This is a genomic window from Stenotrophomonas sp. AS1 (assembly GCF_048957655.1).
GTDB lineage: Bacteria > Pseudomonadota > Gammaproteobacteria > Xanthomonadales > Xanthomonadaceae > Stenotrophomonas > Stenotrophomonas bentonitica_A.
Genome location: NZ_JARVXM010000001.1, coordinates 692,212 through 713,630, shown reverse-complemented (window position 1 = coordinate 713,630; position 21,419 = coordinate 692,212). Strand labels below are relative to the sequence as shown.

Below are 21,419 nucleotides of genomic sequence, written 5' to 3'. Positions count from 1 at the left end.
GCTATCTGCACCGCGACTGGTGCTCCCTAGGGGACTCGAACCCCTGTTTTAGCCTTGAGAGGGCCACGTCCTAACCTCTAGACGAAGGGAGCAGGCTTTGTCGCGAACTGCGCAGCGCGCTAGTATATGGACCTAGATGCCATTGGGCAATCCCGAAAACTCAACCGGAAGCGCCAACATCAATTCCTCTGCTACATCACCGTTCAGCCTGCGCGTGATCCCGCGCGATCAGCACAACATCTCCCGCAAGGACATCAGCCCCAACGCCCTGCGCGTTCTGTACCGGCTGCGTGATTCCGGGTTTGCCGGTTACCTGGTCGGCGGCGCCGTCCGCGATCTGCTGGTGAACGGCCACCCCAAGGATTTCGACGTTGCCACCGACGCGACGCCCGAGCAGGTCAAGCAGTTGTTCCGCAACTGCCGGCTGATCGGCCGCCGCTTCCGCCTGGCGCACGTGGTGTTCGGCCGCGAGATCATCGAGGTCGCCACCTTCCGCGCCAACATCGACGATGGCAGCGGCGACCGTGAGATGGAAAACGGCATGCTCGTGCGCGACAACGTGTACGGCAGCATCGAAGACGACGCGATCCGCCGCGACTTCACCTGCAACGCCCTGTACTACGCGATCGAGGATTTCTCGGTGCGCGATTACACCGGCGGCTTTGAAGACGTGCAGGCCCGCCTGATGAAGCTGATCGGCGACCCCGAGCAGCGCTACCGCGAAGACCCGGTGCGCATGCTGCGCGCGGTCCGCCTGGCGGCCAAACTGGGCTTCCAGATCGAAGAGGCGACCGCCGAGCCGCTGCCGCGCCTGGCCAACCTCCTGGCAGAGGCCGCCCCGGCGCGCCTGTTCGAAGAAGTGCTCAAGCTGTTCCTGTCCGGGCACGGCGTGGCCAGCTTCGAAGGCCTGGAGCGCTATGGCCTGCTCGACGTCATGTTCCCGGAGAGCGCCGCAGCGCTGCGCAGCAACCGCAGTGGCGCGTTGCGCCGGATGGTCATCGAAGGCCTGCACAACACCGACCTGCGCGTGGCCAATGACGAGCCGGTGTCGCCGTCGTTCCTGTTCGCGCTGCTGCTGTGGCCGGCCTTCTGCCGCGCCCTGGCCAGCCTGCAGAAGCAGGGTGTCGCGCTGGAAGAAGCCCAGCGCCGCGCCGCCGACCGCGTGACCCTTCACCAGCTGACCACGATCGCGCTGCCGCGCCGCTTCTCGCTGCCGATGCAGGAGATCTGGCTGCTGCAGGGGCGCTTCAGTTCGCGCCAGCGCAAGCGGGTGATCCGCACGCTGACCCATCCGCGCTTCCGTGCCGCCTACGACTTCCTGGTCCTGCGCCAGGTCGCCTCCAGCGAGCACGAAGCCGATGTTGCGTTCTGGCGCGAAGCGCAGCTGCAGTCCGGCACGGAGCTGGATTCGGCGCTGGATGCCGCCCAGGCCGACGGCGAGGGCGAAGACGGTGCGCCGCGCAAGCGCCGCCGCCGTCGTCGTCGTCCCGGTGGAGCGGCGGGCGAGTAAGCCGTGACCCTGGCCTGTATCGGACTGGGCGCCAACCTCGGCGACGCTGCGCAGACCCTGCGCGAGGCGTTCCAGGCGCTGGCGGCGCTGCCGCAGACCACGCTGCAGGCGCGCTCGCAGCTGTACAGCACGCCGGCGTGGGGCAACGAAGACCAGCCGGCGTTCGTCAACGCCGCCGCCGTGCTGGACACCACCCTGCCTGCGCCGGCGCTGCTGGAGGCCTTGCTGGAGATCGAGCGCCGCTTCGGGCGTGTCCGTGACCCGGCGGTGCACTGGGGCCCTCGCGCGTTGGACCTGGACGTGCTGCTGTATGGCGAAGACGTCATCGATCTGCCGCAGCTGCAGGTGCCGCACCCGTATCTGCACACGCGCGCGTTCGCACTGCTGCCGCTGGCAGAGATCGCGCCGGAGGCCGTCATTCCCGGTCACGGCCGCGTGCGGGATGCTGTGGTGCGGGTCGAGGCCTGCGGGATCGCTTCAATAGGAGGATAATGCGGGGCTTATCGCCACCGGTTATCAGCTCATGAGTACCCACGCAGACAGCAAGCCCTGGACCGTCCCCGCATTGGCGGAGGCCAAGCGCACGGGGCAGAAGCTGGTGATGTTGACCGCCTACGATGCCGGCTTCGCGCGCAGCTTCGACGCCAATGGCGTGGACCTGATCCTGATCGGCGACTCCCTGGGCATGGTGGTGCAGGGGCATGACTCGACCTTGCCGGTGACCACCGACGACATGGTCTACCACACCCGCGCCGTGGCCCGCGTGCTGGAGCGCGCGCTGCTGGTGGCCGATCTGCCGTTCGGCGCCGATGCCACCCCCGAGCGCGCGCTGGACGCCTCGCTGCGCCTGCTGCAGGCCGGTGCGGAAATGGTCAAGATCGAAGGTGCCGGCTTCAAGCTGGACATCATCCGTTACCTGGTCGAGCGCGAGATTCCGGTGTGCTCGCACCTGGGCCTGACCCCGCAGTCGGTGCTGCGCCTGGGCGGTTATCGCGTGCAGGGCCGTGGCGACGCCGCCCAGCAGCTGCGCGATGATGCCAAGGCCGTGGTCGCCGCCGGTGCCAGCCTGATCGTCCTGGAATGCGTGCCCACGCCGGTCGCCGGCCTGGTCACTGCCGAGGTCAGCGTGCCCACCATCGGCATCGGCGCCGGCCCGCAGTGCGATGGCCAGGTACTGGTATTGCATGATTTCCTCGGTCTGGACAGCGGCCATCGCCGTCCCAAGTTCGTCAAGGATTTCCTTGCCGAAGGCGGGTCGGTTGCCGGTGCGGTCCGTGCCTACGCCGACGCCGTGCGCGACGGCTCCTTCCCCGACGCAGAACACGCCTACGCCTCATGATCGAAACCGTCACCGAACTGTCCCGTCTGCGCGCCGTCGTCAACGGCTGGAAGCGCGAGGGCCTGCGCGTCGCGCTGGTCCCGACCATGGGCAACCTGCATGCAGGGCATTATTCGCTGGTCACGCTGGCGCGGCAGTACGCCGACCGCGTGGTCTCCAGCGTCTTCGTCAACCCGACCCAGTTCGGCCCGAACGAGGACTTCACCCGCTACCCGCGTACGCCCGAAGCCGATACCACCGGCCTGGAGCAGGCCGGCTGCGATGTGCTGTGGTTGCCCACCGTTGAATCGATGTACCCGTTCGGCGTCGAGCTGGCGGCCAGCGTCAACGTGCCGGGCATCAGCGGCCTGCTCGAAGGGGCGCACCGCCCGGGCCATTTCGATGGCGTCTGCACCGTGGTCTCGCGCCTGTTCAACCAGGTCCAGCCGGACGTGGCCGCCTTCGGCAAGAAGGACTACCAGCAGCTGGCGGTGATCCGCCAGATGGTGGAAGACCTGGCCTTCCCGATCCAGATCGTCGGCGGCGACATCGTGCGCGAAGACGACGGCCTTGCGATGAGCTCGCGCAACCAGTACCTCAACGCCGAGCAGCGCCCGGTCTCCACCACCATCCACCAGGTGCTGCTGGGGATGCGCGAGGGCTTCATCGCCGGCAAGAGCCGCAGCCTGATCGAAGCCGAGGCGGCGGCTGCCCTGCAGGCGGCCGGTTTCCAGGTCGACTACGCGGTGGTCCGCCTGCCGGACCTGTCCGAGCCGGCCGATGCCAACGACGGCACCCGCGTGGCCTTGATCGCCGCCCGGATCGGCAACACCCGGTTGATCGACAACCTGGAGTTTTGAGGGCTGCGCCCCGCCGGGTAGGGCCACCCCATGGGTGGCTGCTGGGCGATGCCGGACGTGCAGCCACCCATGGGGTGGCTTTACCGGGGCGGCGGGGCGGCCTGAAGATGCTGAACGGTGGGCAGCCCCCTCCCGCGACCGGCGCCGCGCGCCCTGCCGCCCGCCCCCCGGGTGCTAGAATTTCCCTTTCCTTTACCGTTGTCCCGTTGCCATGCACCTGTCCCTGCTGAAGACCAAGATCCACCGCGCCACCGTCACTCACTCCGAGCTGAACTACGAAGGGTCCATCGCCATCGATGACAACCTGCTGGCCGCGACCGGCATCCGTGAGTTCGAGCAGGTGCACATCTGGGACGTGACCAACGGTGCGCGTTTCTCCACCTATGCCATCCGCGCCGAAGCCGGCAGCGGCGTGGTGTCGCTCAACGGCGGCGCCGCGCGCCACGTGCAGGTGGGCGACATCATCATCATCGCCGCCTTCGCCAGCATGAGCGAAGAAGAAGCTGACAGCTTCAAGCCGAAGTTGGTATATGTGGACGGCAAGAACCAGATCTCCCACACCAACGACACGATCCCGACACAGGCCGCATGACACAACACAACGGATTCGACCCGCTTCATTCCCATGCCCAGCGCCTGCGCGGCGCGAGCATCCCTTCGTTGATCGCCGCCGAACCGGGCCGCGCACAATCGCTGGGCGTGCGGGTCGGTCCGTTGTATGTCAATTTCGCGCGGCAGAAGTACGACCGCGCGGCCTTGGACGCACTGCTGCAGCTGGCTGCCGAGCGCGATGTCGCCGGCGGGTTCCAGCGTCTGTTCCGCGGTGAAACGGTCAACGTGACCGAGGGCCGTGCCGCGCTGCACACCGCGTTGCGCGGCGATGCCAGCGGTGCGCCCGTGGCCGGTGAGGCGTTTGCCACCGCCGCCCAGGTGCGCCAGCAGATGGGCGAGCTGATCGCCGCACTGGAAGCGACCGACATCACCGATATCGTCAGCGTCGGCATCGGCGGCTCGGACCTCGGCCCGCGGCTGGTGGCCGATGCACTGCGCCCGGTCACCGGCGCGCGTTTCCGTGTGCATTTCGTTTCCAACGTCGATGGCGCCGCGATGCAGCGCACGCTCGCCACGCTGGACCCGGCCACCACGGCCGGCATCCTGATCTCCAAGACCTTCGGCACCCAGGAAACCCTGCTCAACGGGCAGATCCTGCACGACTGGCTGGGCGGCAGCGAGCGCCTGTATGCGGTAAGTGCCAACCCCGAGCGTGCGGCCAAGGCCTTCTCGATCGCCGCTGGCCGCGTCCTGCCGATGTGGGACTGGGTCGGCGGGCGCTATTCGCTGTGGTCGGCGGTCGGCTTCCCGATCGCGCTGGCGATCGGCTTCAGCCGCTTCGAGCAGCTGCTCGACGGCGCTGCGCAGATGGACGAACACGCGCTGACCGCGCCGCTGCCGCAGAACCTGCCGGTGCTGCATGCGCTGACCGATATCTGGAACCGCAACCTGCTTGGCCACGCCACGCATGCGGTGATGACCTACGACCAGCGCCTGGCGCTGCTGCCGGCCTACCTGCAGCAGTTGGTGATGGAGAGCCTGGGCAAGCGCGTGCAGCTCGATGGCAGCCCGGTCGCCAGCGACACCGTGCCGGTGTGGTGGGGTGGGGCGGGTACCGATGTGCAGCACAGCTTCTTCCAGGCGCTGCACCAGGGCACGAGCGTGATCCCGGCCGATTTCATCGGCTGCGTGCGCAACGATGATCCCTACGTGGTCAACCACCAGGCGCTGATGGCCAACCTGCTGGCGCAGACCGAGGCGCTGGCCAATGGCCAGGGAAGCGAAGATCCGCACCGCGAGTATCCCGGCGGCCGCCCGAGCACCCTGATCCTGCTCGATGCACTGACCCCGCAGTCGCTCGGTGCGCTGATCGCCATGTACGAACACGCCGTGTACGTGCAGTCGCTGATCTGGAACATCAACGCGTTCGACCAGTTCGGCGTGGAGCTGGGCAAGCAGCTGGCCAGCCAGTTGCTGCCGGCGTTGCAGGGGGAAGCGCATGCGATCACCGACCCGGTGACGCTGGAACTGCTGGGCCGGCTCAAGGGCTGAGCATCGGCCCCACCGCATGACCACGAACCGCCGGCCTGCCCGGCGGTTCTGCGTTCTGGGGCCTGCTGCTTCGCGTCCGGATCTGCGCAGTGCGCACCGACCGGGATACTGCAGCGCAACACGGAAAACGCTGACAGGGCGGAGAGGTATGCCGTGAGCCGCCGGAATTGCAGGGTGGGGCGTCGGTTTGGCTATAGCACAATCCCATATCAGCGCCGGTCGATGGCATAGCCACGCGCCGGATTGACAGCATCGCGCGCAACACCAAAGGTACGTCGTCATGGCGCGGGGAGTCGCGCCATCCGTCTGCTGCTTGTGCGATACCTGGGAGGGTACATGCCGTTGCTTTCGCTTCGCTCCAACCGGCGGTCGATCCGCCACGCTCTCGCGCTGGCCACGTCGGCCACGATGTTGCTGCTGGCCGCTTGCGGCGGTGACCGGCCTGCCGCGACCACGCCATCGCCCGCGGCCGCCACCGCGGCCGACGCCATCCACCCGCAGAACTGGCCCGAGCTGGCGTGGCCGCTGGCCGAAGACCCGGCGCTGGAGAAGCGCATCGATGCGTTGATGGCCGGCATGAGCGTGGAGCAGAAGGTCGGGCAGACCGTGCAGGGCGATATCGCCAGCATGACCCCCGACGACGTACGCCGGTACCACATCGGCTCGGTGCTGGCCGGCGGCAACTCCGATCCCGGCGGCAAGTACGACGCGCCGCCGTCGGCATGGCTGGCGCTTGCCGATGCCTACTACGAGGCCTCGCTGGATCCGGCCAGCGGCGGTCCCGGCATCCCGATCATCTTCGGCATCGACGCGGTGCACGGGCAGAGCAATATCGTCGGCGCCACGCTGTTTCCGCACAACATCGGCCTGGGCGCGACCCGCAACCCGGACCTGATGCGCCAGATCGGCCAGGTCACCGCCGTGGAAACACGCACCACCGGCATGGAGTGGACCTTCGCCCCCACCGTGGCGGTGCCGCAGGACGACCGCTGGGGCCGCACCTACGAAGGCTATTCCGAGTCGCCGGCGCTGGTGGCCAGCTTCTCTGGCAAGGTGGTCGAAGGTCTGCAGGGCGTCCCCGGCCAGCCGGGCTTCCTGGACGGGCACCACGTGATCGCCTCGGTCAAGCACTACGCCGGCGATGGTGGCACCACGAACGGCAAGGACCAGGGCGATACCCAGGTCAGCGAAGCGGTGATGCGCGACGTGCATGCGGCCGGTTACCCGCCCGCCATCCAGGCCGGCGCGCAGACGGTGATGGCCTCGTTCAACAGCTTCAACGGCGTCGCCATGCACGGCCACAAGCCGATGCTGACGGACGTGCTGAAGGGCCGCATGCACTTTGGCGGCTTCGTGGTCGGTGACTGGAACGGCCATGGCAAGGTCGCCGGGTGCACCAATGACAACTGCCCGGCCTCGTTCAATGCCGGCGTGGACATGCTCATGGCGCCCGACAGCTGGAAGGGGATCTATGAGAGCAATGTCGCGGCGGTGAAAGCCGGCGTGATCAGCATGGAACGGCTGGACGAGGCCGTGCGTCGCATCCTGCGGGTCAAGCTGCGGCTGGGCCTGTTCGAGGCCGGCAAGCCCTCCACGCGTCCACTCGGCGGCAAGTTCGAGCTGCTCGGCGCGCCGGAACACCGCGCGATCGCGCGCCAGGCGGTACGCGAATCACTGGTGCTGCTGAAGAACCAGGACGGCGTCCTGCCGCTGGCGCCGAAACAGCGCGTGCTGGTCGCCGGGGATGGCGCAGACGACCTGGGCAAGCAGTCCGGTGGCTGGACACTCAATTGGCAGGGCACCGGGACCAAGCGTGCGGACTACCCGAACGCGGACAGCATCTGGGATGGGGTGAAGCAGCAGGTCACCGCCGCCGGTGGCAGCGCCGAGCTGGCGATCGACGGCAGGTACCGCACCAAACCGGATGTCGCGGTGGTGGTGGTGGGCGAGAACCCGTATGCCGAGTTCCAGGGCGATATCGCCACACTGGCCTACAAGCCGGGCGATGACAGCGACCTGCAGCTGATCAAGCGGCTCAGGAGCGAGGGCATCAAGGTGGTCACGGTGTTCCTCAGTGGCCGTCCGCTGTGGGTGAACCGCGAAATCAACGCATCCGACGCCTTCGTTGCCGCCTGGCTGCCGGGCTCGGAAGGGGCCGGCATCGCCGACGTGCTGCTGCGCAAGCCCGACGGCAGCGTGCAGCACGACTTCAAGGGCACGCTCAGCTTCTCCTGGCCGCGTACCGCCGTGCAGTACCAGAACAATGTCGGCCAGAAGGACTACGACCCGCAGTTCGCGTTCGGCTTCGGCCTGCGCTATGCCGACAACGGCAACCTCGCCGCACTGCCGGAAGCCTCGGGCATCACCGGTGAGCAGGGCGATGCCGGCGTGTATTTCAACAAGGGCAAGCCGGCCGCGGGCCTGGCGATGCGCTTGAGCGGGGTCAAACAGTCCGAGCTGCCGGCCGTGACCTTCCCGGCCGTGCTCAGCGATGCCAGCCTGAAAGTGACGGCCGTCGATCACAAGGCGCAGGAAGACGCGCGCCGCCTGCAGTGGTCGGGGAGTGGCAAGGCCGACATGGCGCTGCTGTCGACGCGACCGCTGGATCTCACCCGCGAGAGCAATGGCGATGTGCAGTTGCTGCTGACCGTGCGCCGCAGCGGCGCGATCAGCGGGCCGGTGGGGCTGGCGATCGGTTGCGGCCAGGGGTGCGAGGGTCGGCTGGATCTGGCGGCGACGTTGGGCGCGATCGGCGAGGACGAATGGCAGACGATCGGCGTGCCGTTGAAGTGTTTCGCCGCGGCCGGTGCTGACCTGTCGAAGATCGAGCGCCTGCCGGTGCTGGAGTCTTCAAACGCGCTGGACCTGTCGGTATCGCGCATCGCGCTGGGCACCGGCAATGATGCCCAGACCGTGGTCGCCTGTCCGACCCGGTGAGCCACAGGGCCCCTGCCGCTCGGCAGGGGCTGATCGCCGCCGCGCGCCGCACTTGCCGGCACGCGGGCCGGTGCAACGCTGCACAAGGAGCATGACGTGGGATTGGCAACACTCGATGTGGCAATCGTACTGGTCTACCTGGCCGGCATCTTCGTGCTGGCGCAATGGGTCTCGCGCGAGAAGGCGGGGCACAGCAAGAGTGCCGAAGACTACTTCCTGGCCGGGCGCTCGCTGCCGTGGTGGGCGATCGGCGCGTCGCTGATTGCCGCCAACATTTCGGCTGAACAGATCATCGGCATGTCCGGCTCCGGCTATGCGATCGGCCTGGCCATCGCCTCCTACGAATGGATGGCTGCGCTTACCCTGCTGATCGTGGGCAAGTACTTCCTGCCGATCTTCCTGCGCAACGGCATCTACACGATGCCGCAGTTCCTGCAGCAGCGGTACGGCAACCGGATCCGCACGCTGATGGCGGTGTTCTGGCTGGGCCTGTACGTTTTCGTCAACCTGACCTCGATCCTGTGGCTGGGCTCGATCGCGGTGACCGAGGTCACCGGCATGGACCAGATGCTGGCGCTGGTGCTGATCGGCGTGTTCGCGCTGCTCTACCAGTTGTACGGCGGCCTCAAGGCGGTGGCGCTGACCGATATCGTGCAGGTTTCGCTGCTGATCCTCGGTGGCCTGCTGGTGACCGCGCTGACGCTCAACGCGGTGGGCGGCGACGCTGGCATTCTCGGGGGCTTCCAGAAGCTGTGGGACCAGCATCCGGAACACTTCCAGATGATCCTGGACCCGGACAACCCGTTCTACAAAGACCTGCCGGGGTTGAGCGTGCTGATCGGCGGGCTGTGGATCATGAACCTCAGTTACTGGGGCTTCAACCAGTACATCATCCAGCGCGCGCTGGCGGCCAAGGACATCGGCGAGGCGCAGAAGGGCGTGCTGTTCGCGGCCTTCCTGAAACTGCTCGTGCCGTTGGTGGTCGTGGTGCCGGGCATCGCGGCGGTGGTGCTGGCACCGGATCTGGGCAAGCCGGACCGGGCCTACCCGGCGATGATGAGCCTGCTGCCCAGTGGCATCCTCGGCCTGGTCTTCGCGGCGCTGGTGGCGGCGATCGTGGCGTCGCTGGCGTCCAAGATCAACTCGGTCGCAACCATCTTCACCCTGGATTTCTACGCCAAGGCACGCCCGCAGAGCAGCCAGGCCACGCTGGTGCGCGTGGGTCGCATCGCAGCAACGGTGTCGGTGCTGGTGGCGATCGCCACGGCACGGCCGTTGCTGGGCAGCTTCGACCAGGGCTTCCAGTACATCCAGGAATTCACCGGCTTCTTCACCCCGGGCATCACCGTGATCTTCCTGCTCGGCCTGTTCTGGAAGAAGGCCAGCGAAGCCGGCGCACTTGCCGCGGCCATCGGCTCGTTCGCCTTGTCGATCGTGCTGAAACTGGTGTGGCCGGCGCTGCCGTTCATCGACCGCGTCGGCCTGGTGTTTCTGCTGGCGCTGGTGCTGGCCGTGGTGACGTCGCTGTGGAAGCCGGCGCGCACCGGGCAGGACCTGATCCGTACCGATGACGTGCGCTATGCCACGCCGATGAGTTTCAACATCGGTGGCGCGGCGGTGATCGCGATCCTGATCGCGCTGTACACGGTGTTCTGGTAACCGCGCTGCCCGCATGCGGCCAACGAAAACGGCGGCCTCGCGGTCGCCGTTTTCGTCTTCATGCGCGGTGCTGCAACGGGCCGGTCACCTGCTCGGATCGCGCTCCGGGCTGGGCCGCTTGGCCAGCTTGCGCTGCAGCGAGCGCCGGTGCATGCCGAGCAGGCGCGCGGCGGCGGAGACGTTGCCGCCGGTCTCATGCATCGCCTGCTGGATGTGCTCCCACTGCAGCCGGCTGATCGGCGTCATCGCATCGGGCGGTTCCATGTCGCCATCATCGGCCGGGCCGTCGTCTTCCTCGCCGAGGGCGCGCAGGATCATCGGCACCGTGGCCGGTTTGGGCAGGTAATCGTCGGCGCCGAGTTTGATCGCTTCCACCGCGGTCGCGATGCTGGCGTAGCCGGTCACCAGCAGGATCCGCATGTCTTCGCGCAGGGCGCGCAGCGGCTGGATCAAGGCAAGGCCCGACTCGGTGCCCAGCTTGAGATCGATCAACGCGTAGGCGGGCGGCTGCTGGCGGGCCAGCAGCAGCGCCGAGGCGGTGTCGCTGGCGGTGACGGTTTCCAGCCCCTTGCGGGCCAGGCTGCGCTGCAGCGTGCGCAGATACAGTTCGTCGTCGTCGACCAGCAGGCCGTGGCTGGCCTGACCGGGCGCGGGGGTGAAGGCGGTCATGCGGAAGTCTCCCGTGGGGACAAGGGCAGGCGGAAGCCGACGCGGGTGCCGGCGCCATTGGCCGGGCGCATCCACAGCTCGCCGTCCAGGCGTTCGATGGTGGCGTGGGACAGCGCCAGGCCGACACCCATGCCGTCGGTCTTGCCGCTGTTGAACAAGGTGCCGGGCAGCACGGCCTGGCGGGCATCGAACCCGTGGCCGTAGTCGCGCACTTCGCCGATCAGGTCATCGCCTTCGATGCGCAGCGACAGGTCCACCTGCGGGCGGTCGGCTTTCTCGCCGGCGTCGGCGGCATTGTTGAGCAGCACCATCAGCAGATGGCCGATACCCGGGTCCAGCGGCAGGGTCAGCGGGGCATCTTCATTGCGATGCAGTGCGATGGTCGGCCGCACCAGCCGCCATTGCTCCAGCACCTGCGGCAAGGTCACCGCATCGCGGCCGGGGGCATCGCCTGCGGCGGGGCGGGCCAGTGCCAGCACGCGCTCGCGGCACTGCACCAGCAGCTCGCGCAGGGTTTCCACGTCATCACGGACCTCGCTGCTTTCGGTCTGGTCGGCGATGTCGTCGGCCAGCAGGGTCATGGTCGCCAGCGGGGTATTGAGTTCATGCGCCACCGAGGCGGCGTGGGTGGCCAGGGCGACGATGCCTTCGTTGCGGACGAAGCGCTCGCGCAGCAGGGCCAGTTCGTGCTCGCGCTGGCGCAGGGCGATCGCCAGACGGGTGGCGAACACCAGCACCACCGTTGCCGACAGCAGGAAGTTGCAGACCACGCCCCACTGCTGCATCTGCGCACCGGTGAAGTAGCCGCTGGGCAGTGGCAGGCCGAACACGCCGCTGACCGCGTAGCCGATCAGGCAGGCCGCCGCCACGGCCAGGGTCCAGCGCAGGGGCAGGGCGAGCGCAGCCAGGGCGATCAGGATCAGGAACAGCGAGCCGAAGGGGTTGGCGATGCCGCCACTCCAGCCGACCATCCAGGTCAGCACGGTGACATCCACCAGGATGTGGCCGAAGGCGGTGACCGGCGCGGTATCGGGGCCTTGCACACGCAGCTGCGCGTACAGGTTGAACAGGGTCAGCGCGGCGACGCCGGCCCACAGCGGCAGCTGCGGCAGTTCCAGGCCCAGCACCCAGGTGGCGACCAGAATCGTGGCGGCCTGGCCGGCCACGGCCAGCCAGCGCAGGCTGCACAGGGTGCGGAGAAAGGGGGCGTCGGTACCGGTCATCACCGCACATCCTATGCGCTCCCGACAGCGCCTGCCTGCGACAATCGGCCGCATCGGGGCGGGGCGCCGTGCGGCGGGCGCTGAACATGAGCGCCGAGCAACGACAGGCACCTACGTGCGCGCTGGGCGCGCTAAAATACGCCGATGCATGACGCCGTGACCCGACCGACCCAACCCGCCGACTCCGCCGTGTGGGCCCGCCGCCAGACCCAGCCCGTCCGTATCGGCGGCGTGGTCGTGGGTGGCGGCCATCCCGTGGTGGTGCAGTCGATGACCAACACCGACACCGCCGATGTCGCCGCCAGCGTGAAGCAGGTGGCCGAACTGTGGCGCGCAGGCTCGGAGATGGTGCGGCTGACCGTCAACAATCCCGAGTCGGCTGCGGCCATCCCGCGGATCGTGGAAAAGCTGCAGATGATGGGGATCGATGTCCCCCTGATCGGCGACTTCCATTACAACGGCCACCAGTTGCTGACCCAGGAGCCGGCCTGCGCCGAAGCCCTGGCCAAGTACCGGATCAATCCGGGCAACGTCGGCTTCGGCAAGAAGAAAGACACCCAGTTCGCGCAGCTGATCGAATTTGCGATCCGCTACAACAAGCCGGTCCGCATCGGCGCCAACTGGGGCTCGCTGGACCAGTCGCTGGCGGCGCGCCTGATGGACGAGAACAGCCAGCGCGCGCAGCCCTGGGATGCCGGGCGCGTGCTGCGTGAGGCGCTGATCCGCTCGGCGCTGGATTCGGCCGAGACCGCCGTGGAACTGGGCCTGCCGCGCGACCGCATTGTGCTGTCGGCCAAGGTCAGTGGGGTGCAGGAGCTGATCGCGGTGTACCGCGACCTGGCCCAGCGCTCGGATTTCGCGCTGCACCTGGGCCTGACCGAAGCCGGCATCGGCAGCAAGGGCATCGTCGCCTCCTCGGCGGCGCTGGCGGTGCTGCTGCAGGAAGGCATCGGCGACACCATCCGCATTTCGCTGACCCCCGAACCGGGCCAGTCGCGCACCGCCGAGGTGATCGTCGCCCAGGAACTGCTGCAGACCACCGGGCAGCGGGCCTTCACGCCGCTGGTCACGGCCTGCCCCGGCTGCGGCCGGACCACCTCGGAGTTCTTCCAGGAGCTGGCCAAGGTCGTGCAGAACCATGTGCGCGAGAAAATGCCGCTCTGGAAGGTGAACCACCCCGGCGCCGAAAGCATGACCCTGGCGGTCATGGGCTGCATCGTCAACGGGCCGGGCGAGTCGCGCCACGCCAACATCGGCATCTCCCTGCCGGGGACCGGCGAGACGCCGGCGGCGCCGGTCTTCGTGGACGGTGAAAAGACGGTCACCTTGCGCGGCGAGAACATCGCCCAGGACTTCGTGGCGCTGATCGACGATTACGTCGAACGCACCTATGTCCGAACGCTCGGATAAGCCGGCGGTGCTGGCTGCCCCGGAGGCGGCGGCCGGTTTCCGCCACTGGATGGGCCGCAACGCCTGGCGCTTCGTGCTGCTGTTCGTGGGCGTGCTGCTGCCCCTGGCCGGGTTCGTCGCCCTGGCCGATGAAGTCCATGAGCTGGAATCGATCTATTTCGATGCGCCGCTGCTGTGGAAGATGCATGGCCTGCATTCGCCGGGGCTGGACCAGTTCTTCGTGCTGCTCTCCAAACTGGGCTACGAGTGGTTCCTGATACCGGCCGATGTGCTGATCGTGGTCCTGCTGGCCTGGCGCAAACGCTGGCGTGAGGCCAGTTTCGTGGCGATCTGCTTTGCCGGCTCGGCGCTGCTCAACCTGGGCAGCAAGCGCTTCTTCCAGCGCGACCGGCCCAGCCTGTGGGAATCCATCGCCCCGGAAAGCACCTTCAGCTTCCCCAGCGGCCATGCCATGGGCTCGATGACCCTGGCCGTCACCCTGGTGCTGCTGGCCTGGAACACCCGCTGGCGCTGGCCGGTCGCCTTCTCCGCGGTGACCTTTGCGGTGCTGGTCAGCCTGTCCCGGGTCTACCTCGGGGTCCATTACCCCTCCGACATCCTGGCCGGCTGGTGTGCCGCCCTGGTCTGGGTGGTAGGGTGCTTCCTGGTCATGTTCCGCCGTCGCCATCCGTGGCGGCATGCCGCTGAGACGAATACGGCGGTAAACTAGCCGAAAGCGGCATGAAAACGGGCGGCATCCATAGGCTGTTCCACTGGAACGGAAGAGGATGAGAGGCACAGGGGGGAGGGGCAGACAGCACGTCTGTGATGCGTGGAGCAGAACGCGATGATGGGGAACCTGGTTCCTTGTGATCGACACATCCCGCAGCTAGGCTTGCCCCCGTTCACAGTGTTTGACGAGGTTGGCGGATGACGATTCGAGTGTATCTGGTGGACGATCATGCTCTGGTGCGCACGGGCATGAAGATGATCCTCTCCAACGAAACCGACATCGAGGTGGTCGGTGAGGCGGAGAGTGGCGAAGATGCATTGCCGGATATCCGCCGCCTGCGGCCCGACGTCGTGCTGTGCGATCTGCACCTGCCTGGCGTCAGCGGCATGGAAGTGACCGAGCGCGTGGTCCGTGGCGACCACGGTACCCGCGTGGTGATCGTCTCCGTCCTTGAAGATGGGCCGATGCCCAAGCGCCTGCTCGAAGCCGGTGCCTCCGGCTACATCGGCAAGGCCTGCGATGCCCAGGAACTGCTGCGTGCCGTGCGCGATGCAGCGCTCGGCCGTCGTTATCTCGGCAACAGCATCGCGCAGAACCTCGCGTTGTCCAACGTGGAAGGCAACCACTCGCCGTTCGACACCCTGTCCCCGCGCGAGCTGGAAGTGGCCCTGCTGTTGACCCAGGGCCTGCGCCAGGAAGACATCGCCAAACGCCTGAGCCTGAGCGCGAAGACCGTCAACACGCACAAGGCGCGCCTGTTCGAGAAAATGGGCATCAACGACAACATCGCGCTCGCGCGCATGGCCAGCCAGTACGGCCTGGTGGATCCGGCGCGCCCGATGTAATACACGCGTGGGATGGCACGTAAAAAAACGCCCGGGCATGCCCGGGCGTTTTCGTTCAGTGCGCGCGGACCCGCGCCACGATCTTCGCGGCCTGGGCCGCGCTTTCGCGCACCTTGTCCCACTCGCCACGCTCGATCCAACCCCCCGGCACCATCCACGAACCACCGATGCAGACCACGTTTTTCTGCTCCAGGTATTCGGCGGCGGTGTCTTCGGTGATGCCGCCGGTCGGGCACAGCTTCAGATCCGGAATCGGACCGGCCAGGCCCTTGATCATTGCCAGCCCGCCCACGGCCGAGGCCGGGAACAGTTTGCACACCCGGAAGCCGCGCGCATACAGCGCCAGCATCTCCGTCGGCGACGCCGCACCCGGCACCACCGGCAGCGGCGCCTGCGCCAGCGCATCGGCCATGTGCGCCGGCGTACCCGGCGTGACCAGGAAATCGGCGCCCGCATCGATGGACTGCTGCATCTGCTCCACGGTCAACACCGTGCCGGCACCCACCACCACATCCGGCAGCTCGCGCTTGAGCATGGCGAGCGCTTCCATCGCCACCGGCGTACGCAGCGTCAGCTCGATCGCCGGCAGCCCGCCCTCCAGCAACGCCGCGCTGACCGCACGGGCCTGATCCAGCGTATGCACGGTCACCACCGGCAGAATGCCGGCAGCCTTCAACAGGGTTTCAGCGCGTTTCTGATGTTCGGCGATGCTCATGCGTTTCCAATCCTTCTTTTCATCAATGTCTGCAGCGCGAACGACGCGCCGGTATGTGTCGGGAGGCAGCGGATGGCCCCAACCAGGACCGTTAAGCGGCATGGACGCCGCTTTACGAGCCCCCATGGATGGGTTCACGGCGCGTCCTGGTTGGGGCCGTCCGCTGCCTCAACCAGGACACCTTACCGCTGCGTCAGCTCAGGCGTCCTTCGCCTCATGCGGCGCATCCGCCGCCGCCGCATCATGCCCAAGCTCGTATTCCGCATCGTAGTTCCAGATGCTGCCGTCATCGGCGGCCGGCCCACACGAAATCGACATCGCGCCCTGGTCGGCCGGGCCCACCAGGCGGCGGCTCATCGCGAACAGATTGCGGCCCAGATCGTGCCCGGCCGGCGCCGTGTTCGGCGCCGGCTCGCGTGCGGCGAACTCCGCCGCATCCACCAGCAGCTCCAGCGTGCCGGCCTCACCATCCAGACGGATGATGTCGCCCTCGCGCACCCGCGCCAGCGGACCGCCGCGCGAGGCTTCCGGCGTCATGTGGATCGCGGCCGGGAACTTGCCCGAGGCACCGGACAGGCGACCATCGGTGACCAGCGCCACGCGGCGGCCCTGGTTCTGCAGCAGGCCCAGCAGCGGCGCCAGCGAATGCAGCTCCGGCATGCCGTTGGCGCGCGGGCCCTGGTAACGCACCACCGCCACGAAATCGTGCGGCAGCACACCGGCGGCGTGCAGCTTGTTCAGCACCTGCGGTGCATCGACCACCACGGCCGGCGCTTCGATCGTGCGGAACTGCGGCTTCACCGCTGACAGCTTGATCAGCGAACGGCCAAGGTTGCCGCGCAGCAGGCGCAGGCCGCCCTGGGCTTCGAACGGATCGGCCACGCCACGCACCACGTCCGGATCGGCGCTCTCGCGCACGCCATCGATGTAGGTCAGCTTGCCGTCGCGCAGCGCCGGTTCCTGGCCGTACTGGTGCATGCCGCCTTCGGCCACGGTCTGCAGGTCGGCGTGCATCAGCCCGGCCTCCATCAACTCGCGGAACACGAACGCGGTGCCACCGGCGGCGGCGAAGCGGTTCACGTCGGCTTCGCCGTTCGGATAGACGCGGGCCAGCAGCGGGATCAGCTGCGAGAGCTGGTCCATGTCGTCCCAGGTCAGCACGATGCCGGCCGCACGCGCCACCGCGATCCAGTGGATGGTGTGGTTGGTCGAGCCGCCGGTGGCCATCAGCGTGACCACCGCATTGACGATCGCGCGCTCGTCGATCAGCCGGCCGAGCGGACGGAAGTCATCGCCCAGTGCGCTGATTTCCAGCGCACGCACCGCTGCCTGGCGGGTCAGCGCATCGCGCAGCGGCGTATCGGGGTTGACGAACGAGGCGCCCGGCAACTGCACGCCCATCGCTTCGAGCAGGGTCTGGTTGGAGTTGGCGGTGCCGTAGAAGGTGCAGGTACCGGCGCCATGGTACGAAGCGGCCTCGGCCTCCAGCAGTTCCTCGCGGGTTGCCTGGCCGGCCGCATAGCGCTCGCGCACTTCGGCCTTCTGCTTGTTCGGGATGCCCGGGGTCATCGGGCCGGCCGGCAGGAAGATCGCCGGCAGGTGGCCGAAGGCCAGCGCACCGATCAGCAGGCCGGGCACGATCTTGTCGCAGACGCCGAGGTAGACGCTGGCGTCGAACATGTCATGGCTAAGACCGATCGCGGTGGACTGGGCGATCACATCGCGCGAGAACAGCGACAGCTCCATGCCGCCGCGGCCCTGGGTGACGCCGTCGCACATCGCCGGCACGCCACCGGCCACCTGTGCGGTCGCGCCGAGTTCGCGCGCGGTTTCGCGCAGGATCTCCGGGTAGTGCTCGAACGGCTGGTGCGCCGAGAGCATGTCGTTGTACGCGGTGATGATGCCCAGGTTGGGCGTCACGCCGCCGCGCAGGCGCGACTTGTCGGTCGGGCCGCACGCGGCGAACCCGTGGGCGAGGTTGCCGCAGCTCAGGCGCGAACGGAACGGGCCGTCGCGCAGCGCCGCGTCGACACCGGCCAGGTAGGCGGCGCGCGAGGCGACGCTGCGCTGGACGATGCGCTCGGTGATGGCATGGAGTTTGGGATGCAGGCTCATTGGCTACCGGCTATGAGAAGGCGAACGGAACAACACCGGGGCAACTCAGTCACACCAGTGGACGCGCAGTTTCGCGCCGTCGAGATCGATCGCGTTGAGGATGGGATACAGCTGCGGATTGTTGCTTTCCAGCGCGTGCTTGAGCACTTCCAGCTTCTGCTTGCCGCGCAGCAGCAGCAGGCGCTGGCGGCTCTGCTTCAAGCCGTGCGGGGTGAGAGTGATGCGCAGCGGCCACTGGTTGGCACCGGGGCAGCCGGTGGCATCGAGCGCCGCGTAGGGCAGGGTGCTTTCCAGTGCGCGGGTCAGGTCCTTCGACCCCGGGAACAGCGACGCAGTGTGGCCGTCGTTGCCCATGCCGAGCACGCTCAGGCACGGCCGCTGGCTGTGCTGGGCCTGCAGGTTGGCGCTGTAGACGCACTCGGGCAGCGGTTTGCCGACCCGCACCAGCGGATCGAAATGCGCGCCTTCGGCACGGGTCAGGAAGCTCTCCTTCACCAGCCAGGCATTGCTGTCGCGATCCTGCGGCGACAGCCAGCGCTCATCGACCAGGCTCACTTCCACCCGGTCCCATTGCACGTCCAGCTCGGCCAGCGCCTGGTAGACCGGTGCCGGCGTGGTGCCGCCGGAGAGCAGCATGCGCGCGCGGCCGAATTCGGCGATGTCGCGGTTCAGCTCGGCCGCCATTTCCGCGGCGACGGCCTCGATCCAGCCATCGGCATCGCCGTGGCGGATCAAGGTGAAACGTTCGGACGTATCCAGGGTATTCATGCAGTGCCTCCCGGCAGATCGCGTTCCACATCCGCCGCATACGCGGCCGCGCCGAGCAGGCCGGGGCTGGGGTGCATCACGGCCAGTGACGGCACCTTGGACATGATCGAAGAGAAGCGGCCCTTGTGTTCAAAGCGCTGGCGGAAGCCGGAGTGCTGCAGCGAATCGAGCATCTTCGGCACCAGCCCGCCGGTCAGGAACACGCCATCCCAGGCGCCCTGCATCAGCACCAGATCGCCAGCGATCGCGCCGAACACCGCGCAGAACACATCCACGGTGCGCATGGCCTGCGGGTCGCCATGCAGCGCCCGCGCGGTGACGTCCACCGGCTGCAGCTGGCCCGGGTCGATATCGGCCATCTCGCACACGGCGCGATGGATGTTGACCAGGCCGGGGCCGCAGATCAGGCGTTCGTTGGAGACACGGCCGAACTGTTCGGACAGGATCTCCAGGATGCGGATTTCTTCCGGCGTACCCGGCGGGAAGCTGACGTGGCCGCCTTCGGTTTCCAGCGGATAGCAGCGGCCATGGCGCAGGATCAGCCCGCCCACGCCCAGCCCGGTGCCCGGGCCGATCACCGCGTAGTTGCGCGGCTGGCCCGGCTTGCCCGGCACCCACGCCGCGCCGCCGACCTGGATCACGTCCTGCGGCTGCAGCAGCGAAATCGCCATCGCCTGGGCGGCGAAGTCATTGATCAGGTGCAGGTCGTCGAAGCCGAGCATGTGCGCGGTGCGGATGCGCGAGATCACCCACGGGTGATTGGTGATGCGCGCCTCGTCACCGTCGACACGGCCGGCCACGGCGAACACACCGCGCTTGGCTTCAGCGCCGATCTGCTCGAGGTAGTGCCGTGCGGCTTCACCGAGCGAGGGGAAGTCAGCGACCGCGAATTCGCGGATGCTGTCCTGCTGCAGCGGCGCGGCCAGCGAGGTATCGGCCAGGGCGAAGCGTGCATTGGTACCGCCGATATCCGCGACAAGGACCGGCTGGGACAACACCGTCATGCCTGGCCACCGCGGGTTGCGTCGGCATCGGCGTCGGCAGGCAGGAAGCCTGCGGCTTCTTCTGGACCCCACTGACCGGCCGGGTAGGGCTGCAACGGCAGCTTGGCTTCCTTCCACGCATCGCTGACGCTGTCGATCCACGCCCAGGCCGCGCGCACTTCGTCATCGCGCACGAACAGCGCATGGTTGCCGTTGAAGGCATCCAGGAACAGGCGCTCATAAGCGATGCGGCGGTGCAGGCCGGTCGGCACGGACAGCTCCAGCTCCAGCGGATGCAGTTCCAGCGCGCCCCATTCCGGGCCGGCCAGCGAGCTCATCAGGCCCAGCTCGATGTTTTCCTGCGGCTGCAGTTGGAAGGTGATGCGGTTGGGGGTGGCATTGCCGCGGTGCGGGCGCTCGAACAGCCAATGCGTGACCGGCTTGAGCGTGACCACCACGCGGGTGGTGCGCTCGGCCAGGCGCTTGCCGGTGACCAGGTGGAACGGCACGCCGGACCAGCGCCAGTTGTCGATATGCGCGGTGACGCCGGCGAACGTTTCCACATCGCTGCCTTCCGGCGGCTGGTAGGCCTGCGCAGGCTGGCCGTTGATGGTGCCGGCGGTGTAGCGGCCCCGCACGCTGTCACGCGCGGCATGCTTGGCATCGAGCGGGCGCAGGGCGCGCAGCACTTTGACTTTTTCGTCGCGGATGCGGTCGGCTTCCAGCGACGCCGGCGGTTCCATCGCGACCAGGCACAGCAGCTGCAGGATGTGGCTCTGGACCATGTCGCGCAGCGCGCCGGAGCGGGCGTAGTACGCATCGCGGCCATCCACGCCTTCGCTCTCGGCCACCAGGATGTGCACCGATTCGATGTAGTTGCGGTTCCAGACCGCCTCGAGCAGCGTATTGCCGAAGCGCAGCGCGATCAGGTTCTGCACCGCGGCCTTGCCCAGGTAGTGGTCCAGGCGGAACACGCGGTCTTCGTCGATCCACTGGCCGATGGTGGAGATGATCTCCTCGGCGCTGGCACTGTCGCTGCCGATGGGCTTTTCCAGCATCAGGCGGTGCGGGGCGGCCAGCGCGCCGCCCTTGGCCAGGCCTTCGCAGGTGGAGATGTACAGGCCCGGCGGGATCGCCAGGTAGCTCACGCAGTTGCGGTCGACCAGGTCGTGGACCGATTCGGCCACGGACTCGGGATTGCGCAGGTCCACCGAGCGGTAATCGATGCGCTGCAGCAGCGAGTGGATATCGTCCTGGCTGGCCATCGGCATGGCCTGCTGCAGGCGCGGGCGCAGGATCTCGCGGAAGGCGTCGGTGTCGTGCGGCGACAACGCCAGCGCACGAACCTTGAAGTCTTCGGGGAGCAGGCCGTCGCCCAGCAATCGCAGCAGCGAGGGGAACAGGTAGCGCTGGGCCAGGTCACCTGTGGCGCCAAACAGGAAAAGGGTGTCGTGCATCGCTCGAGTTTCAGATCCGGGTGACATCGTTGTCAATCGCTTCTCGTCTATGTTCTCGGGGGTCGGGCGGGGTCCGTTGTCTGCTTGTTGCAGGTGCAGCACGCCCCATGGATTCCGCCCGGCATGATGGCCTGC

At 67.7% G+C, this 21,419-nt stretch carries 18 protein-coding genes and 1 tRNA gene; 11 read left to right on the top strand and 8 right to left on the bottom strand.

Translation table 11 applies throughout. From position 1 onward, the window contains the following. Positions 1-17 precede the first annotated feature (17 nt). Positions 18-92 (bottom strand) — tRNA-Glu (locus PV764_RS03285). 50 nt (positions 93-142) lie between these two features. Here PV764_RS03285 and pcnB point away from each other — a divergent pair. The 8 genes from pcnB to PV764_RS03245 all read left to right on the top strand — a co-directional run bounded on the left by pcnB (position 143) and on the right by PV764_RS03245 (position 10,387). Continuing rightward, positions 143-1,510 carry a polynucleotide adenylyltransferase PcnB gene (gene pcnB, locus PV764_RS03280; protein WP_343312093.1) on the top strand — a complete coding sequence of 456 codons (1,368 nt, stop codon included), beginning with the start codon at positions 143-145 and terminating at the stop codon, positions 1,508-1,510. A gap of 3 nt (positions 1,511-1,513) precedes the next feature. After that, positions 1,514-2,002 carry a 2-amino-4-hydroxy-6-hydroxymethyldihydropteridine diphosphokinase gene (gene folK / locus PV764_RS03275; RefSeq protein ID WP_019183276.1) on the top strand — a complete coding sequence of 163 codons (489 nt, stop codon included), beginning with the start codon at positions 1,514-1,516 and terminating at the stop codon, positions 2,000-2,002. Positions 2,003-2,033: 31 nt separating this feature from the next. Beyond that, positions 2,034-2,849: a 3-methyl-2-oxobutanoate hydroxymethyltransferase gene (gene panB / locus PV764_RS03270; protein WP_019183275.1), complete on the top strand. Its 816-nt coding sequence runs from the start codon at positions 2,034-2,036 to the stop codon at positions 2,847-2,849. Continuing rightward, positions 2,846-3,688: a pantoate--beta-alanine ligase gene (gene panC / locus PV764_RS03265; RefSeq protein WP_019183274.1), complete on the top strand. Its 843-nt coding sequence runs from the start codon at positions 2,846-2,848 to the stop codon at positions 3,686-3,688. The genes panB and panC overlap by 4 nt, the downstream gene beginning before the upstream one ends. Positions 3,689-3,899: 211 nt before the next feature. Continuing rightward, positions 3,900-4,280, top strand: coding sequence for an aspartate 1-decarboxylase (gene panD / locus PV764_RS03260; protein ID WP_019183273.1), 381 nt, complete (start codon positions 3,900-3,902; stop codon positions 4,278-4,280). After that, on the top strand, positions 4,277-5,791 hold the full coding sequence (pgi, locus tag PV764_RS03255) for a glucose-6-phosphate isomerase (protein ID WP_019183272.1): 1,515 nt from the start codon (positions 4,277-4,279) through the stop codon (positions 5,789-5,791). Before panD ends, pgi begins: the two co-directional genes overlap by 4 nt. A gap of 336 nt (positions 5,792-6,127) precedes the next feature. Next, entirely contained in the window at positions 6,128-8,728 is a 2,601-nt protein-coding gene (locus PV764_RS03250; protein ID WP_421116172.1) for a glycoside hydrolase family 3 protein, read from the top strand. A 96-nt stretch (positions 8,729-8,824) separates the two neighbouring features. Further along, a complete protein-coding gene (locus PV764_RS03245) occupies positions 8,825-10,387 on the top strand; it encodes a sodium/sugar symporter (RefSeq protein WP_421116171.1) in 1,563 nt (520 codons plus the stop codon). Positions 10,388-10,471: 84 nt separating this feature from the next. On the opposite strand, the gene PV764_RS03240 is transcribed toward PV764_RS03245, so the two are convergent. Further along, the gene (locus tag PV764_RS03240; protein WP_019183269.1) at positions 10,472-11,056 is read right to left on the bottom strand and encodes a response regulator transcription factor; all 585 of its coding nucleotides are present in this window, start codon (positions 11,054-11,056) and stop codon (positions 10,472-10,474) included. Further along, positions 11,053-12,279 carry an ATP-binding protein gene (locus tag PV764_RS03235; RefSeq protein ID WP_019183268.1) on the bottom strand — a complete coding sequence of 409 codons (1,227 nt, stop codon included), beginning with the start codon at positions 12,277-12,279 and terminating at the stop codon, positions 11,053-11,055. The genes PV764_RS03240 and PV764_RS03235 overlap by 4 nt, the downstream gene beginning before the upstream one ends. A 144-nt stretch (positions 12,280-12,423) precedes the next feature. On the opposite strand from PV764_RS03235, the gene ispG reads away from it, so the two are divergent. The 3 genes from ispG to PV764_RS03220 all read left to right on the top strand — a co-directional run bounded on the left by ispG (position 12,424) and on the right by PV764_RS03220 (position 15,246). After that, entirely contained in the window at positions 12,424-13,689 is a 1,266-nt protein-coding gene (gene ispG, locus PV764_RS03230) for a flavodoxin-dependent (E)-4-hydroxy-3-methylbut-2-enyl-diphosphate synthase (protein ID WP_019183267.1), read from the top strand. Next, complete coding sequence (locus PV764_RS03225) at positions 13,670-14,398, top strand: phosphatase PAP2 family protein (protein ID WP_070470587.1); 729 nt, start codon at positions 13,670-13,672, stop codon at positions 14,396-14,398. The genes ispG and PV764_RS03225 overlap by 20 nt, the downstream gene beginning before the upstream one ends. 200 nt (positions 14,399-14,598) lie before the next feature. Next, the gene (locus PV764_RS03220) at positions 14,599-15,246 is read left to right on the top strand and encodes a response regulator (RefSeq protein WP_019183265.1); all 648 of its coding nucleotides are present in this window, start codon (positions 14,599-14,601) and stop codon (positions 15,244-15,246) included. Positions 15,247-15,301: 55 nt separating this feature from the next. Here PV764_RS03220 and PV764_RS03215 read toward each other — a convergent pair whose 3' ends face one another. From PV764_RS03215 to zwf, 5 genes are all read right to left on the bottom strand, one after another. Continuing rightward, the gene (locus PV764_RS03215) at positions 15,302-15,961 is read right to left on the bottom strand and encodes a bifunctional 4-hydroxy-2-oxoglutarate aldolase/2-dehydro-3-deoxy-phosphogluconate aldolase (RefSeq protein WP_019183264.1); all 660 of its coding nucleotides are present in this window, start codon (positions 15,959-15,961) and stop codon (positions 15,302-15,304) included. A gap of 198 nt (positions 15,962-16,159) precedes the next feature. Further along, a complete protein-coding gene (gene edd, locus PV764_RS03210; RefSeq protein ID WP_019183263.1) occupies positions 16,160-18,076 on the bottom strand; it encodes a phosphogluconate dehydratase in 1,917 nt (638 codons plus the stop codon). Between the two features lie 45 nt (positions 18,077-18,121). Then, entirely contained in the window at positions 18,122-18,844 is a 723-nt protein-coding gene (gene pgl, locus PV764_RS03205) for a 6-phosphogluconolactonase (protein WP_019183262.1), read from the bottom strand. Further along, positions 18,841-19,848: a glucokinase gene (gene glk, locus PV764_RS03200; protein ID WP_019183261.1), complete on the bottom strand. Its 1,008-nt coding sequence runs from the start codon at positions 19,846-19,848 to the stop codon at positions 18,841-18,843. The genes pgl and glk overlap by 4 nt, the downstream gene beginning before the upstream one ends. Continuing rightward, positions 19,845-21,284, bottom strand: a complete 1,440-nt coding sequence (zwf, locus tag PV764_RS03195; protein WP_019183260.1) for a glucose-6-phosphate dehydrogenase — start codon at positions 21,282-21,284, stop codon at positions 19,845-19,847. Before zwf ends, glk begins: the two co-directional genes overlap by 4 nt. Positions 21,285-21,419 lie beyond the last annotated feature (135 nt).

Bases quoted from the DNA above. Each gene is read 5' to 3' on its own strand.
- zwf (WP_019183260.1), bottom strand. From the start codon at position 21,284: ATGCACGACACCCTTTTCCTGTTTGGCGCCACAGGTGACCTGGCCCAG.
- pgl (WP_019183262.1), bottom strand. From the start codon at position 18,844: ATGAATACCCTGGATACGTCCGAACGTTTCACCTTGATCCGCCACGGC.
- PV764_RS03225 (WP_070470587.1), top strand. From the start codon at position 13,670: ATGTCCGAACGCTCGGATAAGCCGGCGGTGCTGGCTGCCCCGGAGGCG.
- ispG (WP_019183267.1), top strand. From the start codon at position 12,424: ATGCATGACGCCGTGACCCGACCGACCCAACCCGCCGACTCCGCCGTG.
- PV764_RS03250 (WP_421116172.1), top strand. From the start codon at position 6,128: ATGCCGTTGCTTTCGCTTCGCTCCAACCGGCGGTCGATCCGCCACGCT.
- panD (WP_019183273.1), top strand. From the start codon at position 3,900: ATGCACCTGTCCCTGCTGAAGACCAAGATCCACCGCGCCACCGTCACT.
- panB (WP_019183275.1), top strand. From the start codon at position 2,034: ATGAGTACCCACGCAGACAGCAAGCCCTGGACCGTCCCCGCATTGGCG.
- PV764_RS03220 (WP_019183265.1), top strand. From the start codon at position 14,599: ATGACGATTCGAGTGTATCTGGTGGACGATCATGCTCTGGTGCGCACG.
- pgi (WP_019183272.1), top strand. From the start codon at position 4,277: ATGACACAACACAACGGATTCGACCCGCTTCATTCCCATGCCCAGCGC.
- PV764_RS03240 (WP_019183269.1), bottom strand. From the start codon at position 11,056: ATGACCGCCTTCACCCCCGCGCCCGGTCAGGCCAGCCACGGCCTGCTG.
- panC (WP_019183274.1), top strand. From the start codon at position 2,846: ATGATCGAAACCGTCACCGAACTGTCCCGTCTGCGCGCCGTCGTCAAC.
- PV764_RS03215 (WP_019183264.1), bottom strand. From the start codon at position 15,961: ATGAGCATCGCCGAACATCAGAAACGCGCTGAAACCCTGTTGAAGGCT.
- edd (WP_019183263.1), bottom strand. From the start codon at position 18,076: ATGAGCCTGCATCCCAAACTCCATGCCATCACCGAGCGCATCGTCCAG.
- PV764_RS03235 (WP_019183268.1), bottom strand. From the start codon at position 12,279: ATGACCGGTACCGACGCCCCCTTTCTCCGCACCCTGTGCAGCCTGCGC.
- glk (WP_019183261.1), bottom strand. From the start codon at position 19,848: ATGACGGTGTTGTCCCAGCCGGTCCTTGTCGCGGATATCGGCGGTACC.